This window comes from Pseudomonas sp. KnCO4, assembly GCF_045344305.1.
GTDB lineage: Bacteria > Pseudomonadota > Gammaproteobacteria > Pseudomonadales > Pseudomonadaceae > Aquipseudomonas > Aquipseudomonas anuradhapurensis.
Window position 1 is genome coordinate 252,841 of the sequence record NZ_CP174199.1, and the last position, 16,184, is coordinate 269,024.

General features: G+C 63.3%; 14 protein-coding genes and 1 pseudogene. 9 read left to right on the forward strand and 6 right to left on the reverse strand.

Annotation, left to right across the window (positions count from 1 at the left end):
• Position 1 precedes the first annotated feature (1 nt).
• Both tcyL and tcyJ read right to left on the reverse strand, forming a co-directional pair.
• Complete coding sequence (gene tcyL / locus ACJA3S_RS01100) at positions 2-670, reverse strand: cystine ABC transporter permease (RefSeq protein ID WP_025337317.1); 669 nt, start codon at positions 668-670, stop codon at positions 2-4.
• Entirely contained in the window at positions 667-1,461 is a 795-nt protein-coding gene (tcyJ, locus tag ACJA3S_RS01105; protein WP_186687664.1) for a cystine ABC transporter substrate-binding protein, read from the reverse strand. Before tcyJ ends, tcyL begins: the two co-directional genes overlap by 4 nt.
• 308 nt (positions 1,462-1,769) lie before the next feature.
• Here tcyJ and epsC point away from each other — a divergent pair, with 308 nt between their 5' ends.
• Both epsC and betT read left to right on the forward strand, forming a co-directional pair.
• On the forward strand, positions 1,770-2,702 hold the full coding sequence (gene epsC, locus ACJA3S_RS01110) for a serine O-acetyltransferase EpsC (RefSeq protein WP_406820599.1): 933 nt from the start codon (positions 1,770-1,772) through the stop codon (positions 2,700-2,702).
• Between the two features lie 398 nt (positions 2,703-3,100).
• A complete protein-coding gene (betT, locus tag ACJA3S_RS01115) occupies positions 3,101-5,062 on the forward strand; it encodes a choline transporter BetT (RefSeq protein WP_200627327.1) in 1,962 nt (653 codons plus the stop codon).
• Between the two features lie 120 nt (positions 5,063-5,182).
• On the opposite strand, the gene tauD is transcribed toward betT, so the two are convergent.
• The 4 genes from tauD to tauA are packed head-to-tail and all read right to left on the reverse strand — an operon-like array spanning position 5,183 to position 8,688.
• On the reverse strand, positions 5,183-6,016 hold the full coding sequence (gene tauD, locus ACJA3S_RS01120; protein WP_406820600.1) for a taurine dioxygenase: 834 nt from the start codon (positions 6,014-6,016) through the stop codon (positions 5,183-5,185).
• 48 nt (positions 6,017-6,064) lie between these two features.
• Complete coding sequence (gene tauC, locus ACJA3S_RS01125) at positions 6,065-6,904, reverse strand: taurine ABC transporter permease TauC (RefSeq protein WP_406820601.1); 840 nt, start codon at positions 6,902-6,904, stop codon at positions 6,065-6,067.
• Positions 6,901-7,689, reverse strand: a complete 789-nt coding sequence (gene tauB / locus ACJA3S_RS01130; RefSeq protein WP_406820602.1) for a taurine ABC transporter ATP-binding subunit — start codon at positions 7,687-7,689, stop codon at positions 6,901-6,903. The genes tauC and tauB overlap by 4 nt, the downstream gene beginning before the upstream one ends.
• Positions 7,690-7,716: 27 nt before the next feature.
• Positions 7,717-8,688 (reverse strand): taurine ABC transporter substrate-binding protein, encoded by a 972-nt coding sequence (tauA, locus tag ACJA3S_RS01135; RefSeq protein WP_406820603.1) that lies wholly within the window; start codon positions 8,686-8,688, stop codon positions 7,717-7,719.
• A gap of 645 nt (positions 8,689-9,333) precedes the next feature.
• Here tauA and ACJA3S_RS01140 point away from each other — a divergent pair.
• The 7 genes and pseudogenes from ACJA3S_RS01140 (at position 9,334) to ssuB (ending at position 16,154) form a co-directional block, all read left to right on the forward strand.
• A complete protein-coding gene (locus tag ACJA3S_RS01140) occupies positions 9,334-10,674 on the forward strand; it encodes an OprD family porin (RefSeq protein ID WP_406820604.1) in 1,341 nt (446 codons plus the stop codon).
• Between the two features lie 166 nt (positions 10,675-10,840).
• Positions 10,841-11,479 carry a peroxiredoxin gene (locus ACJA3S_RS01145; RefSeq protein WP_406820605.1) on the forward strand — a complete coding sequence of 213 codons (639 nt, stop codon included), beginning with the start codon at positions 10,841-10,843 and terminating at the stop codon, positions 11,477-11,479.
• Positions 11,480-11,687: 208 nt separating this feature from the next.
• Positions 11,688-12,281, forward strand: coding sequence for an NADPH-dependent FMN reductase (gene ssuE / locus ACJA3S_RS01150; protein WP_406820606.1), 594 nt, complete (start codon positions 11,688-11,690; stop codon positions 12,279-12,281).
• Between the two features lie 84 nt (positions 12,282-12,365).
• Positions 12,366-13,331, forward strand: a complete 966-nt coding sequence (locus tag ACJA3S_RS01155) for a sulfonate ABC transporter substrate-binding protein (RefSeq protein WP_406820607.1) — start codon at positions 12,366-12,368, stop codon at positions 13,329-13,331.
• A 57-nt stretch (positions 13,332-13,388) separates the two neighbouring features.
• A complete protein-coding gene (gene ssuD / locus ACJA3S_RS01160; RefSeq protein WP_170027810.1) occupies positions 13,389-14,537 on the forward strand; it encodes an FMNH2-dependent alkanesulfonate monooxygenase in 1,149 nt (382 codons plus the stop codon).
• Positions 14,538-14,547: 10 nt separating this feature from the next.
• The gene (gene ssuC / locus ACJA3S_RS01165; protein ID WP_406820608.1) at positions 14,548-15,345 is read left to right on the forward strand and encodes an aliphatic sulfonate ABC transporter permease SsuC; all 798 of its coding nucleotides are present in this window, start codon (positions 14,548-14,550) and stop codon (positions 15,343-15,345) included.
• Positions 15,317-16,154 (forward strand): annotated as a pseudogene (gene ssuB, locus ACJA3S_RS01170) (aliphatic sulfonates ABC transporter ATP-binding protein). The gene ssuC and the pseudogene ssuB overlap by 29 nt, the downstream one beginning before the upstream one ends.
• The last annotated feature ends 30 nt before the right edge of the window (positions 16,155-16,184 follow it).

Here is a 16,184-nt window from a genome sequence, read left to right on the forward strand (position 1 = left end):
CTCAATGCTCCTGGTCATGCTGGTTGACGCGGGCTTCCATGCGGTTCTGGAAGTGCGCGAGGATGCTGCACAGCACCCAGTAGATGACCGCGACCGCCACGTACATGGTGAACACCTCGAAGGTGCGCGCGGTAATCAGCTGGGCCTGGCGGAACAGCTCGGGCACCTGGATGGTCGCCGCCAGGGCGGTGTCCTTGACCAGCGAGATGAAGCTGTTGCCCAACGGTGGCAGGGCGGTGCGCAAGGCTTGTGGGAGGATGGCCCGGCGCATGGCCTGGACACGGGTCATGCCGATGCTGGCGGCGGCTTCCCACTGGCCACGGTCGATCGAGGAGATCGCCGCGCGGAGGATTTCGCAGATGTAGGCGGCCATGTTCAGCGACAGGCCGATCAGCGAGGCCGGGATCGGGTCCAGCTCGATGCCGATCTGCGGCATGCCGAAATAGATCACGAACAGCTGCACCAGCAGCGGTGTGCCGCGGAAGAACGACACATAGACCCGGGCCAGCCAGTTCAGCGGCAGGATCTTCGACAGCCGCATCAGCGCCAGGGCAAACCCCAGCAGCAGGCCGAAGAACATGCCGCCAACGCTGAGCAGCACGGTATAACCCGCGCCCTTCAGCAGGAAGGGCGCAGAATCGACAACGAGTTGCAGGCTTTCAGCGATCATTTGGTGACATCGGCACCGAAGTATTTCTCGGACAGCTTGGCCAGCGTGCCGTCAGCCTTGAGCTTATCCAGTGCCTTGTTGATCGCGGCCAGCAGTTCCGGCTCGCCCTTGCGCAGGGCCACGCCGCTTTCCAGGCGCGAGAAGGCATCGCCGGCCAGCTGGGTGTCCTTGGCTTTCTGCGCATATTCCAGCGCGGCCAGGCGGTCGATCAGGATGGCATCGATACGGCCGTTGCGCAGGTCGGCAAACTTGCTCGGGTCGTCTTCATAGGTGCGCACATCGGCTTGCGGCACATCCTGTTTCACCCACTGCTCGTAGTTGGTGCCCAGGCCCACGCCAACCTTCTTGCCGGCCAGGTCGGCGGCCTTGTGGATGTTCAGCTGCTCGGCCTTCTTCTTCAGGATCAGCGCCTGGATCCCGGAGATGGTGTAGGGCTCGGAGAAGTCGTACTTCTTCTTGCGCTCTTCGGAAATGGTCACCTGGTTGATCACCACGTCCAGGCGCTTGGACTCCAGTGCGGCGAGGATGCCGTCCCACTTGGTCGGCTGCACCTTGGCCTTGACCCCGAGTTCCTTGGCCAGCAGTTCGGACAGCTCGACTTCGAAGCCGGTCAGCTTGCCGTTCTCGTCCTGGAAGCTGAACGGTGGGTAGGTGCCTTCCAGGCCGACGTTGATCACGCCTTTTTCCTGGATGGTCTTCAGCTGTTCGCCGGCAAAGGCCTGGCTGAGCAGGCCGGCACCCAGCAGGAGGGCCAGGCTGGCGTTGAGTAGCGGTTTGGCGAATTTCGACATGTGGAAGCCCCGCGCTTGTTGTGAGTGGTGGGTGGCGACTATAGGGTTGGCCGTTTAGGCCAGGAAATAATAAAAAATTATTTTATTATTCCCTTTCGTGTTTTGGTCAGTGCTGGCTGCATTGAGGGTAGGCGAGTATCTGCTCTCCGTCATCGCTGCTTATGCCCGACTTAGTGCAGGATGGAATAAAGCGTTGTTTTTTCCAAGGGATGGATTTGCCGTAGAGTGGATTGCATGTCTGCAGGCCTGGCCCTTTCGCGGGTCTGCCAATAAAAAATGAGTCTGGCCTACTCAGGCAGGAGAAAACCGTGAGCGAACAACCTTCATCCGGGCACTGGCAGTTGCAGAGCATCGTCGCCGGTCTGCGCGGCGCCCGTGAACAATGGCGTACGCGCAATGGCCGCAGCAGTGGCGAGCAAGGCGGGCGTGAGTTGCCTTCGCGCGAGGCGATGCGGCAGATTCTCGAGCAACTGTGCGGCGCGCTGTTCCCCATGCGCCTTGGCCCGGTCGACCTGCGCGAAGAAAGTGAAGACTTCTACGTAGGCCATACCCTGGATGCCGCGCTGACCGCCTTGCTGGCCCAGGCACGCCTGGAACTGCGCTACGCCGCGCGGCAAAACAAGGCCGAACTGGCCGGCGTCGACGCCCATGCGCTGCGCCTGGTCCAGGGCTTTGCCGCCGCCCTGCCGGGCCTGCGCGTGCTGCTCGATACCGACGTGCTGGCCGCCTACCACGGTGACCCGGCGGCGCGCAGCGTCGATGAAGTGCTGCTGTGCTACCCCGGCATCCTGGCGATCATCCACCACCGCCTGGCGCACCACCTGTACCAGGCCGGCTTGCCGCTGCTGGCGCGGATCAGCTCGGAGCTGGCGCATTCGGCCACGGGCATCGACATCCACCCCGGGGCACAGATCGGCCCAAGTTTCTTCATCGACCATGGTACCGGTGTGGTGATCGGCGAAACCGCGATCATCGGTGAGCGCGTGCGCATCTACCAGGCCGTGACCCTGGGGGCCAAGCGCTTCCCCAGCGATGAGTCGGGCACCCTGCACAAAGGCCTGCCGCGTCACCCGATCGTCGAAGACGATGTGGTCATCTATGCCGGCGCCACGGTCCTGGGGCGGATCACCATCGGCAAAGGCTCGACCATCGGCGGCAATGTGTGGCTGACCCGTAGCGTGCCGGCCGACAGCAACATTACCCAGGCCAACCTGCAGCTGGATTGCCAGGACAAGACTTGATCCAGCATCTGTTTAGCCTGCACTGGCCTCTTCGCGGGCTTGCCCGCTCCCACAGGGACCGCACAAATATTGAATTTTGTGCATTACCTGTGCCTCTTCGCGGGCTTGCCCGCTCTCACAGGGACCGCACAAGTATTGAATCTTGTGCATTACCTGTGGGAGCGGGCAAGCCCGCGAAGAGGTCAGTGCAGGAGGGCACCAACCAGCGCCCTGATTCGCATTGACATCCGATCCATGTTTAACTTGAACGCTTGTTCAATGAAAAACGCTGGTCCGCTGCCGGTGTTCAACAGGAGGATTCCTTTGCTGAACCCGTTCATTCCGAACCTTACGTCATTCGACGAGGTGCGCCGCCCATGAGTGCACCGATCCCATCCCTTGCCACTGGCAAGATCCGCATGAACCCCCCAGTGTTCTATTTCGCGGCGAGTTTCATCCTGCTCTTCGGCCTCGTGGTCATTGCCAACCCGCGCAGTGCCGGCGACTGGTTGCTGGCGGCGCAGAACTGGGCGGCCAACACGGTCGGCTGGTACTACATGCTGGCGATGACGCTGTACCTGGTCTTTGTGGTGGTCACCGCCTTGTCCGGCTACGGCAAGATCAAGCTAGGTGCCGACCACGACGAACCCGAGTTCAGCTACCTGTCGTGGGCTGGCATGCTGTTCGCCGCTGGTATCAGCATCACCCTGTTCTTCTTCTGCGTTTCCGAGCCGCTGACGCACATGCTGCAGCCGCCGCAGGGTGAGGCGGGCACGGCCGAGGCCGGGCGCCAGGCGATGCAGATCCTGTTCCTGCACTGGGGCCTGCACGGCTGGGGCGTGTTCGCCTTCGTCGGCATGGCCCTGGCCTACTTCGCCTACCGGCACAACCTGCCGCTGGCGTTGCGGTCGGCGCTGTACCCGCTGATCGGCAAGCGCATCAACGGGCCGATCGGCTACGCGGTGGACGGCTTTGGCATCATTGCCACGGTGTTCGGCCTGGGTGCCGACATGGGCTTTGGCGTGCTGCACCTGAATGCCGGCCTCGATTACCTGTTCGGCATCAGCCATAGCCAGTGGGTGCAAGTGCTGCTGATCGTCCTGATGATGGGCGCGGCGGTCGCCGTGGCCGTCGCCGGGGTGGAGAAGGGTGTGCGGGTGATGAGCGACATCAACCTGTTCCTGGCCTGCGCGTTGTTGCTGTTCGTGCTGTTCGCGGGGCCTACCCAGCACCTGTTCAACACCTTGATCCAGAACCTTGGCGATTATCTCGGGGCCCTGCCGCGCAAGAGCTTCGATGTGTATGCCTACGGCGAGAACAGCGGCTGGCTGGGCGGCTGGACAGTGTTCTACTGGGCCTGGTGGATTGCCTGGGCACCGTTCGTGGGGCTGTTCATTGCCCGGATCTCGCGCGGCCGCACCATTCGCGAGTTTGTCTTCGGCGTACTGCTGATTCCGCTGGGCTTCACCCTGGCGTGGATGTCGATCTTCGGCAACAGCGCCCTGGACCAGGTCATCAACCACGGCATGACCGCGCTGGGCCAGTCGGCGCTGGATAACCCGGCGATGAGCCTGTACCTGTTGCTGGAAACCTACCCCTGGAGCAAGACGGTGATCGCCGTGACGGTGTTCATCAGCTTCGTGTTCTTCGTCACTTCTGCCGACTCGGGCACCGTGGTGCTGTCGACCTTGTCGGCAACCGGGGGTGATGCCGACGAGGACGGGCCGAATTGGCTGCGTATCTTCTGGGGCGCGATGACGGCGCTGATCACCAGCGCGCTGCTGTTCGCCGGCAGCATCGATTCGCTGAAGTCGGCGGTGGTGCTGACCTCGCTGCCGTTCTCGCTGATCTTGCTGTGCATGATGTGGGGGCTGCACAAGGCGTTCTACCTGGAGTCGCAACGGCAGATCGCGCAGATGCATTCGCTGGCCCCGTTCGCGCAGTCTCGTCGCGGGCGCGGCGGCTGGCGTCAGCGCCTGAGCCAGGCGGTGCATTTCCCGTCGCGCGACGAGGTGTACCGCTTCATGGACGACGTGGTGCGCCCGGCAATTGCCGATGTGCGCGAGGTGTTCGAGCAGAAGGGCCTGGTGCTGATTACCCAGGACGACCCGAGCCATGACAACGTCAGCCTGAAGATTGGCCATGGCGAAGAACAGCCGTTCATCTACCAGGTGCAGATGCGTGGCTACTTCACGCCATCGTTCGCCCTCGGTGGGCTGGGCACGCAGGAGTTGAAGAACCGTCGTTACTACCGGGCAGAGGTGCACCTGAGCGAAGGCAGCCAGAACTATGACCTGGTGGGCTATAGCCGGGAGCAGATCATCAACGACATCCTCGACCAGTACGAACGGCACATGCAGTTCCTGCACCTGGTCAGGTAACCCGCTGGGGGCCGCTTTGCGGCCCATCGCGACACAAGGCCGCTCCTGCAGCAAATCGCGTTCCCGTGTAGGAGCGGCCTTGTGTCGCGAAAGGAGGCCGAAGGCCTCCCCAGGGCCCTGTCAGAAGGGCGCATCCCCCAGAATGGTCGCCCGATGCATGACCCGCCGGTTCGGCCGGTAATCATCCACGGCAAAATGCTGGGTCACGCGGTTGTCCCAGAACGCCACATCATGCTCCTGCCAGCGCCAGCGGATACTGAACTCCGGCCGCGTGGCATGGGCGAACAGCAGCTTCAGCAGCGCTTCGCTTTCCAGCTCGCTCAGTTCATTGATACGTGTGGTGAAGCCTTCATTGACGAACAACGCCTTGCGCCCGCTTACCGGATGCGTACGCACCACCGGGTGCGACAAAGGCGGGTTGTTGCGCCGCGTGGCTTCCCAGCGCGCCAGGTCCTCTGGCGTGGTACCAAAGCGCTCCAGCGGGAACGACTTGGTGAAGTCGTGGGTGGCAGTGAGCCCGTCGAGCATCTCGCGCAGGGGCGCCGACAACGCTTCGAAGGCCGCGATCCCGCTGGCCCACAGGGTATCGCCACCGTAGGCCGGCAGCTGCTTGGCGCTGAGTACCGCACCCAGTGCCGGGGTCGGCAGGAAGGTCACATCGGTGTGCCACACGGCATTGTCGCGCACATCGGTGACCGCCGTATCTAGGATCAGCACCTGCGGGGTTTCCGGCACGTTGGGGTAGATCGGGTGGATATGCAGGTCGCCGAAGCGGGCAGCAAAGCGTGCCTGCTGTTGTGGGGTTATCGGTTGGTCGCGGAAGAACAGCACCTGGTGCTGCAGCAACGCCTGTTCGATGGCGTCGCGCTGTTCGGTGCTGATGTCGCGGCTGAGGTCCACGCCGCTGATCTGGGCGCCGAGCGCCGGGCTGAGTGGGGTGATGGTCAGGCTCATGTCGGTCTCTTCAATCAGGCGCCAGGCTGCTGGCGTGGTCAACAGGGTTCAGTGGCTTTGCCCGTGCCACGGCACCAGTTTGCGTTGCAGGGCGCGCAGGCCCATCTCCAGGGCGAAGGCGATCAGGGCGATAAGCAGGATGCCCAGCACCACCACATCGGTTACCAGGAACTGCGCCGCCGACTGCACCATGAAGCCCAGGCCGCTGGTAGCCGCGATCAGCTCGGCGGCCACCAGGGTCGACCAGCCAACCCCCAGGCCGATACGCAGGCCGGTGAGGATGTCGGGCAAGGCGCTGGGCAGGATCACATGGCGGATCAGCTGGGCCCTGGTAGCGCCCAATGATTGCGCCGCACGCAGCTTGGCCGGGTCGACCGTGCGCACGCCGGTGGCTGTGGCAATGGCGATGGGCGCGAAGATCGCCAGGTAGATCAGCAGCACCTTCGACAGCTCGCCGATGCCGCACCAGATGACGATCAGTGGCAGGTAGGCCAGCGGTGGGATCGGCCGGTAGAACTCGATCAACGGGTCGAGAATGCCACGCGCTACGCGGTTGTAGCCGATGGCGATGCCCACCGGAATGGCAGTAAGGGTGGCGGCCAGCAGGGCTACGCCGATGCGTCCCAGGCTGGCACTCAGGTGCTGCCACAGGCTGGCATCCATGTAGCCCTGGGTCAGCAAGGTCCAGGCCTTGGCCACGATATCGGCCGGCGAGGGCAGGAACAGCGGCTCGATCCAGCCGGCTGCGGTCACCAGCCACCAGGCCAGCAGCAGGGCGGCCAGGGTCAGCGTGCTGATCCAGCGGGTGGCCAGGGGGGCGCGCAGCCTCGCGACTGGCCGGGGTTGGGTGTTGTGTTTGCCGGTAACCGGCAGGTCCAGGCTGCTCATGCGCGCTCCTGCAGGCTTTGCCGTTGCGAGAAAACCCGCGCCAGCACATGCTCGCGGGTTTCGATGAAGGCCGGGTCGGACTTGATCGCCCGGGCCGGTTCGCCGGCCGCATGGCGCTGGCCGAAGTCCAGTTGCAGGCGTTCCACTACGCGACCTGGGTTGGGTGCCAGCAGCACCAGCTCGCTGGCCAGGAACACCGCCTCTTCGATGTCATGGGTAATCAGGAACACCGGCTTGGCCGTGCGTTGCCACACCTGCAGCAACAGCTCCTGCATCTGCTCGCGGGTGAAGGCATCGAGCGCGCCGAACGGCTCGTCCATCAGCAGTACCCGAGGGTCGGCTGCCAGCGCCCGAGCCAGGCCCACGCGCTGCTTCTGGCCGCCGGACAATTGCCAGATACGTCGCTCGGCAAAACCGTCGAGGTCGACCAGGGCCAGCATTTCGCGAGCCTTGGCTTCGCGCTCGGCGCGGGGCATGCCGGCCAGCTCCAGGCCGAAGGCGACATTGGCCAGCACGTTCTGCCAGGGCAGCAGGGCATCGTCCTGGAACACCACGCCGCGCTCGGCTCCGGGGCCCTGGACGGGCACGCCGTCCAGCGTGATGCGCCCGCCGCTGGGGGCGACGAAGCCGGCGATCAGGTTGAGCAGCGAGGTCTTGCCGCTGCCGGAAGGCCCCAGGGCCACCAGCAATTGGCGCGGCCCCAGGCTCAGGTTGATGTCGGCCAGCACCGGGGTAGCGGCGCCGGGGTACTGTGCGCTGATGCGCTCCAGCTCGAGCAAGGCCATGGCAGGCTCCGGTCGGTTTCTACAGGCTTAGTTGGGCAGGTATTGGGCACTGACGTAGGGCGCGTAGTCCGGCAGTACCGCGTCGACCTTGCCTTGCTGCTTGAGGAAGGTGGCCGTGTCGGTCAGCGCCTGGGTGGTCGGCGCGCCCAGCGCACTGGCCTGGTCGGCTGCCAGCGGGTAGACGTTGCCCTGCAGCAGTACCGGGATATCGGTAGGCTTGGCACCGGACAGCTTGGCCAGCTTGGCGACGTTGTCGGGGTTGGCCAGCCAGGCTTTCGGGTCCTTGCGGTAGTCGGCGTAGGCGTCGAGGGTCACCTTGGCGAAGGCCTTGACCACGTCCGGGTGCTTGGCGGCGAAGTCCTTGCGCACGATCCACGCGTCGAAGGTCGGCGCGCCTTTTGCGGCCAGCTCGCCCGAGGTAATCAGCACCTTGCCGTTCTCCTTGGCCACGCCAAGGGCCGGGTCCCATACATAGGTAGCGTCGATGTCGCCACGCTTCCAGGCAGCAATGATTGCTGGCGGTGCGAGGTTGAGGATCTGCACTTTGGACGGGTCGATGTTCCAGCTTTTCAGCGCTGCCAGCAGGCTGTAGTGGCCGGTGGAGACGAACGGCACGGCAACTTTCTTGCCGACCAGGTCTTGCGATGTATTGATGCCATCGCGAGCGACCAGTGCCTCACCGGCGCCAATCTGCGTGGCGATGAGGAAGGTCTCGACCGGCAGCTTGCGGGTCGCGGCGGCGGCCAGCGGGCTTGAGCCCAGGTAGCCGATTTGCACGTCGCCGCTGGCCACGGCCGTGATCACGTCGGCGCCATTATCGAACTTGCGCCAGTCGATGCTGGCCTTGCTGGCCTTTTCGTAGGAGCCGTCGACCTGTGCGACTTTGGCGGGGTCGACGGTGGTCTGGTAGGCCACGGTCAGGTCGGCAGCCTGTGCCAGCCAGCTGGCGCTGGCGAGGGTCAGGGCGGCGAACAGGCGCAGCGGAGCGTGCGGGATCATGGTGAACCTCTCGTCAGCAATCGGTGTGATGGATGGCGAAAAGGCTAAATGATCTAAGAAAACTAAAATAAATAACTTTTTTGCATTAGCTTAGGAGCAATTGTCTGAATCCGCCGTCTGTCGCTACGCGATGCGTGTAGGAGCGGCCTTGCGTCGCGATGGGCCGCAAGGCGGCCCTCGCAATCTGTCGGTGCCAGCTGAGATTCTGGGGGCTGCTTCGCACCCCATCGCGACGCAAGGCCGCTCCTACACAGGGCACGTCAGCAAGGGTGATTTCACGCAATGGCGAAATGCGAGAGGGCTGCTAGGCTTTCCCGTCCTGATAGAACGATGTGGAATTAGGTTATGAGAAAACGTTTGCAAATAACCATAGGTTATGAACGAGCCTGTGGTTACTACGAATGGCTGTAACAGTTCCTAACATATTCCAGAAAAATCTTACCAATTCATAAAACGGTCATTTTGGATTTATAGGATTGTCATTATCCTGTAGCGCAGGGGGCGTCTTAGACCAAAGTCGCGAAACGTTTAGAAACGATTGACTTAATGGTCACGCTTTGGGACTAAATCGCCAATCCACGGTGAGCGGGGCAACAGATCCTGCCGCCAGAGATACACAAGAATTAGAACGTAGAGGAGCAAAATATGTACAAGTCCAGCCTGGCCCTGGCCGTGGCATTGGGGGTTCTCGCCCAGCAAGCAGGCGCTGCCGGTTTCGTTGAAGACAGCAAACTGTCGCTCAGCTCGCGCACCATGTACTTCAACAACGACAACCGTGAAGCCCACGCTACCGGCACTGCTGAGCGTCCGGACCAGCGTGAGTCGGGCCAAGGCTTCAAGCTCGACTACATCTCGGGCTTTACCCAAGGCACCGTAGGCTTTGGTGTTGATGCGCAGGCGCTGTGGGGTATTCACCTGGATGGCGGCGAGGGCTACCACAAGTCTGGCTTCTTCCCGGATGACGGCAAAGGTTCCGCTGCCCAGTGGGCCCGTTTCGGTGCCAATGCCAAGGCGCGCTTCTCCAAGACCGAAGCGCATTTCGGTAGCGCGCTCGCACCGAACCTGCCGATCCTGGTTTCCAACGATGGTCGTCTGCTGCCACAAACCTTCGAGGGTGGCACCATCCAGTCGAAGGAAATCGACAACCTGACCATCAACGCCGGTCAGCTGACCCACGCCATGGGCCGTGCTTCGAGCAACCGTACCGGCCTGTCTGTTGCCGGTTCCAATGCCGAGAGCAACAAGTTCCGCTACGGTGGCCTGGACTACAAGCTCACTCCAGACCTGACCCTGCAGTACTACTACTCGAACCTGGAAGACTTCTACAAGCAGCACTTCCTGGGCGCCACCCACGTGTTCAAGATCGCTGACGACCAGTCGTTCAAGACCGACCTGCGCTACTTCGACAGCAGCAGCGACGGCAAGAATGGCAACGACAGCGCTTACAACTTCAACAACAACGGTGGCTACGCCAAGAACACCGGCGAGATCGACAACAAGACCTGGTCGGCCATGTTCACCTATACCCTGGGTGGCCACGCGCTGATGGTCGGCCACCAGCAGGTGAGTGACGACGGCGGCTTCGTATGGTTGAACCAGGGCAGCCTGAGCAACGACAGCGGCACCTCCGAAGGCGCTGCAGGTTCCAGCTTCTACCTGTTCACCGACAGCATGATCAACTCGTTCGCCCGCGCTGGCGAAAACACCACCTTCGGTCAGTACTCCTATGACTTCGCGGCCCTGGGTGTACCAGGCCTGAAGGCATCGGTTGCGTACCTGCGCGGTGACGATATCCGCAACAAGTCGGGCAACGGCACCTACAACGAATGGGAGCGCGATGCGCGCATCGACTACACCCTTCAGGAAGGCACCTTCAAAGGCCTGGGCTTCAGCCTGCGCCAAGGCGTCTACCGTGGGTCCGGCGAGAGCAGCGCCGACCAGGATCAGGCTCGCTTCATCGTGAACTACACTTACAGCTTCCTGTAAGCCGTAGTCACAAAGAAAGCCTCGCCTAGTGCGAGGCTTTTTTTATGCCTGTCGTCGATAATTCCTTGGGGTTATAAATAAATCGTTATTTATTCTTTTTATTTCTCTCCGAGTACAGGCACATTCACTCCATGCCCTACAGAACACAGCACAGGAGCCGCAGCCCATGAGCCTCAAACTCGGTGATATCGCCCCCGATTTCGAACAGGATTCCAGCGCAGGCAAGATCCGCTTCCACGAATGGCTGGGCAATAGCTGGGGCGTGTTGTTCTCCCACCCGGCCGACTTCACCCCGGTGTGCACCACCGAGCTGGGCCTGACTGCCAAGCTCAAGGACGAATTCGCCAAGCGCGGGGTCAAGGGCATCGCCCTGTCGGTCGACCCGGTCGACTCGCACCAGCGCTGGATCGAGGACATCAACGAGACCCAGAACACCGTGGTCAACTTCCCGATCATCGCCGACGCCGACCGCAAGGTGTCCGACCTGTACGACCTGATCCATCCGAATGCCAGCGACACCCTGACCGTGCGCTCGCTGTTCGTCATCGACCCGAACAAGAAGGTGCGCCTGACCATCACCTACCCGGCCAGTACCGGGCGCAACTTCAACGAAATCCTGCGGGTGATCGACTCGCTGCAGCTGACTGACAACCACAAGGTGGCCACGCCTGCTAACTGGCAGGACGGTGACGACGTGGTGATCGTGCCTTCGCTGAAGGACGAAGAGGAAATCAGGCAGCGCTTCCCCAAAGGTTACCGGGCGGTCAAGCCTTACTTGCGTCTGACCCCACAGCCCAATCGCTAAAGAATTCCTCGTTGCATTGCTCTTAGCCATAGCAGGGATATTCGGGCCGTTTTGACGGCCCTTTTTTATGCCTGTGGAAATCGCATTGGCCTTTTCGCGGGCCTTCCAGATGAAAAACAGAATGGAATAAACAAATGAAAAAATATGATTTCTAGATATATGACTGCACTGGTAATGTCACTCCCAACCCAGACAAGGAAACGCTGCAATGTTGGTTGTCTCAATCGGTGGTAGCCCCAGTACCCGTTCACGCTCCGGCGTGCTGCTGGAGCGTTCGCGCCAGTGGCTGCAGGACCGTGGTGTCGAAGTGGTGACGTTCCAGGTACGCGACTTCCCCGCCGAAGACCTGCTGCATGCCCGTTTCGACAGCCCGCAGGTGCAGCATTTCCAGCAACTGGTAGCCCAGGCCGATGGCCTGATCGTTGCCACCCCGGTGTACAAGGCCTCTTTTGCCGGCGCCCTGAAAACCTTGCTCGACCTGCTGCCTGAACGGGCCCTGGCCCACAAGATCGTGTTGCCAATCGCCACCGGCGGCAGTATCGCCCACATGCTGGCGGTGGATTACGCACTGAAACCCGTGCTGTCGGCACTCAAGGCGCAGGAGACCCTGCAAGGGATCTTCGCCGACGACAGCCAGGTTGCCTACGCAGACGGCAGCAAACCCGCGCAGCTGGTACCGGCGCTGGAAGAACGCCTGCAGGATTCGCTGGAGACCTTCCACGTCGCCCTGGCCCGCCGGCCGCGCCCCGTGGCCCCCGGCGTGCTGGAAGAACGCCTGATCAGCGCTCGCTGGAGCATCTGACCGGCCTTTATTGCTTTACCACCTTACTCGCCCGACAACGAGGCAAGCAGGTGCAACCCGAACCCCATCGCACAGGAGAGCGCCATGCGCACAGTCTTCTTGCGTCGCGGTCTGGTCGCCCTGTTTGCGGCGGCTGTGTCCTTCGGCGCCATTACCCAAGCCCAGGCCGAGAGCCTGCGTATCGGTTATCAGAAATACGGCACCCTGGTGCTGCTCAAGGCCAAAGGTACGCTGGAGAAGCGCCTGGCCGAGCAGGGCGTGCAGGTGCAGTGGACCGAATTCCCCGGCGGCCCGCAGCTGCTTGAAGGGTTGAATGTCGGCTCCATCGATTTCGGCGTCACCGGCGAAACACCGCCGGTGTTCGCCCAGGCCGCCGGTGCCGACCTGCTGTACGTCGCCTATGAGCCGCCAGCGCCGCACAGCGAGGCGATCCTGGTGCCGAAGGGTTCGCCGGTACAGTCGGTCAAGGACCTCAAGGGCAAGAAAGTCGCCTTCAACAAGGGCTCCAACGTGCACTACCTGCTGGTTCGCGCGCTGGAAGATGCCGGCCTCAAGTACAGCGACATCCAGCCCGTGTACCTGCCACCGGCCGACGCCCGCGCCGCCTTCGAGCGCGGCAGTGTCGATGCCTGGGTGATCTGGGACCCCTACCAGGCGGCTGCCGAACAACAGCTGCAGGCACGTACCCTGCGTGATGGCAAAGGGCTGGTCGACAACCACCAGTTCTACCTCGCTACCCGCAACTATGCGACCCAGCACCCGGCGGTGATCAACACCCTGATCGAAGAAGTCCGTGCGGTGGGCCAGTGGTCCCAGGCCAACCCGCAGCAGGTGACCGAGCAAGTCGCACCGCTGCTCGGCTTGCCCGCCGACATCACCCTGACCTCGGTCAAGCGCCAGGGCTATGGCGCCGCAGCGCTCACCCCGGAAGTGGTGGCCGCGCAACAGAAGATCGCCGACACGTTCCAGGCACTGAAGCTGATTCCCAAGCCGCTGAGCATCAAGGACGTGATCTGGACACCCCCGGCCAAGGTCGCCAGTGCGCCTTGATTGACTTGCCGCGCCGGGGCCTTGCCCTGGCCGAGCCCCCTTGAGGAGACAACTCCAATGAGCCTGAACATTTTCTGGTTTCTGCCCACGCACGGTGACGGTAAGTACCTGGGCACCTCGGATGGCGCCCGCGCTGTCGATCACGGCTACCTGCAGCAGATCGCCCAGGCGGCCGACCGCCTCGGTTTTGGTGGCGTGCTGATCCCTACCGGGCGTTCCTGCGAGGACTCCTGGCTGGTCGCAGCGTCGCTGATCCCGGTGACCCAGCGGCTGAAATTCCTGGTTGCCCTGCGCCCCGGCATCATTTCGCCCACCGTCGCGGCACGGCAGGCGGCCACCCTCGACCGGCTGTCCAATGGCCGCGCGCTGTTCAACCTGGTGACCGGTGGTGACCCGGACGAACTGGCCGGCGACGGCCTGCACCTGAACCACCAGGAACGCTATGAAGCGTCTGTGGAGTTCACCCGTATCTGGCGCAAAGTGCTGGAAGGCGAGGTGGTCGACTACGACGGCAAGCATATCCAGGTGAAGGGCGCCAAGCTGTTGTACCCGCCGATCCAGCAACCACGCCCGCCCCTGTATTTCGGCGGCTCCTCCGAAGCAGCCCAGGACCTGGCTGCCGAGCAGGTGGAGCTGTACCTGACCTGGGGCGAGCCGCCGAGCGCGGTCGCGGAAAAAATCGCCCAGGTCCGAGAAAAAGCTGCTGCCCAGGGCCGCGAAGTGCGCTTTGGCATCCGCCTGCACGTGATCGTGCGGGAAACCAACGAAGAAGCCTGGGCCGCCGCCGACAAGCTGATTTCGCACCTGGATGACGACACCATCGCCCGTGCCCAGGCCTCGCTGGCGCGCTTCGACTCGGTCGGCCAGCAGCGCATGGCGGCGTTGCACAACGGCAGCCGCGACAAGCTGGAAGTCAGCCCCAACCTGTGGGCTGGCGTCGGCCTGGTGCGTGGCGGTGCCGGTACCGCGCTGGTCGGGGACGGCCCGACCGTTGCGGCGCGGGTCAAGGAATACGCCGCGCTGGGCATCGACACCTTCATCTTCTCCGGCTACCCGCACCTGGAAGAGTCGTACCGGGTGGCTGAGCTGCTGTTCCCGCACCTGGACGTGCAGCGCCCGGAGCAAGCCAAGGCCGGCGGCTACGTGAGCCCGTTCGGCGAGATGGTGGCCAACGACATCCTGCCCAAGTCCGTTGCGCAAAGTTGAGGGCCTGGCCATGAGTCGTGCAACTTCCAATAGCCTTGGCCAGCGCCTGGCGCCGTGGGCGCTGCCGGTCCTGCTGCTGGCTGCCTGGCAGCTGGCGGTCAGCGCCGGCTGGCTGTCGACGCGCATCCTGCCGGCGCCCAGCGCCGTGGTCAGTGCCGGCGTCGAACTGGTGCGCAGTGGCGAGATCTGGACCCACCTGGCGATCAGTGGCTGGCGCGCCGGGCTGGGCTTCGTCATTGGTGGCAGCATCGGCCTGGTGCTGGGCTTCATCACCGGCTTGTCGAACTGGGGCGAACGCGTGCTCGACAGTTCGGTGCAGATGATCCGCAACGTGCCGCACCTGGCGCTGATCCCGCTGGTGATCCTGTGGTTCGGTATCGACGAGTCGGCGAAGGTGTTCCTGGTCGCGCTGGGCACGCTGTTCCCGATCTACCTGAACACCTACCACGGCATCCGCAATGTCGACCCGGCGCTGGTGGAGATGGCGCGCAGCTATGGCCTGTCCGGCTTCAGCCTGTTCCGCCAGGTGATCCTGCCGGGTGCCCTGCCATCGATCCTGGTCGGCGTGCGTTTTGCCCTGGGCTTCATGTGGCTGACCCTGATCGTTGCCGAAACCATCTCGGCCAACGCTGGCATCGGCTACCTGGCAATGAACGCCCGCGAATTCCTGCAGACCGACGTGGTGGTACTGGCCATCGTCCTGTACGCCGTGCTCGGCAAGCTTGCCGACCTTGCTGCGCGGGGCCTGGAGCGCGTGTGGCTGCGCTGGCACCCGGCCTATCAAGTGGCGAAGAAGGAGGGCGCATGACTGTGCTCAAGGAACAGCCGCCACGCCTGTTGCGTGGTATCCCGCTGGCTGCCAGCGGCCTGCGCAAGACCTTCGGCCGGCGCGAAGTGCTCAAGGGCATCGAGCTGCATATCCCGGCTGGCCAGTTCGTCGCCATCGTCGGCCGCAGTGGCTGCGGCAAGAGCACCTTGCTGCGCCTGCTGGCCGGCCTCGACCAGCCTACGGCAGGCCAGCTGCTGGCTGGCGCCGCACCCTTGGAAGAGGCCCGCGAAGAAACCCGCCTGATGTTCCAGGATGCGCGCCTGCTGCCGTGGAAGAAGGTAATCGACAACGTCGGCCTGGGCCTGTCCGGCGACTGGCGCCCGCGTGCGCTGGAAGCCCTGGAGGCGGTTGGCCTGGCCGACCGTGGCAACGAATGGCCGGCAGCGCTCTCCGGTGGCCAGAAGCAGCGCGTGGCCCTGGCCCGGGCGTTGATCCACCAGCCGCGCCTGCTGCTGCTGGACGAGCCGCTCGGCGCACTGGATGCACTGACCCGGATCGAGATGCAGCAACTGATCGAACGCTTGTGGCGCCAGCACGGCTTCACCGTGCTGCTGGTCACCCACGACGTCAGCGAGGCGGTTGCCGTGGCTGACCGGGTGATCCTGATCGAGGACGGTGAGGTCGGGCTCGATCTCACCGTCGACCTGGCACGGCCCCGGGCGCGTGGTTCGCACCGCCTGGCCGCGCTGGAGAGCGAAGTGCTCAACCGTGTTCTGTCGGCCCCGGGCGCTGCGCCCGAGCCGGATCCTGTCGCCCCTTTGCCCACGCAATTGCGTTGGGCGCACTGAACCCCCGAAAGTCCCTAGAGAAGGAATGAA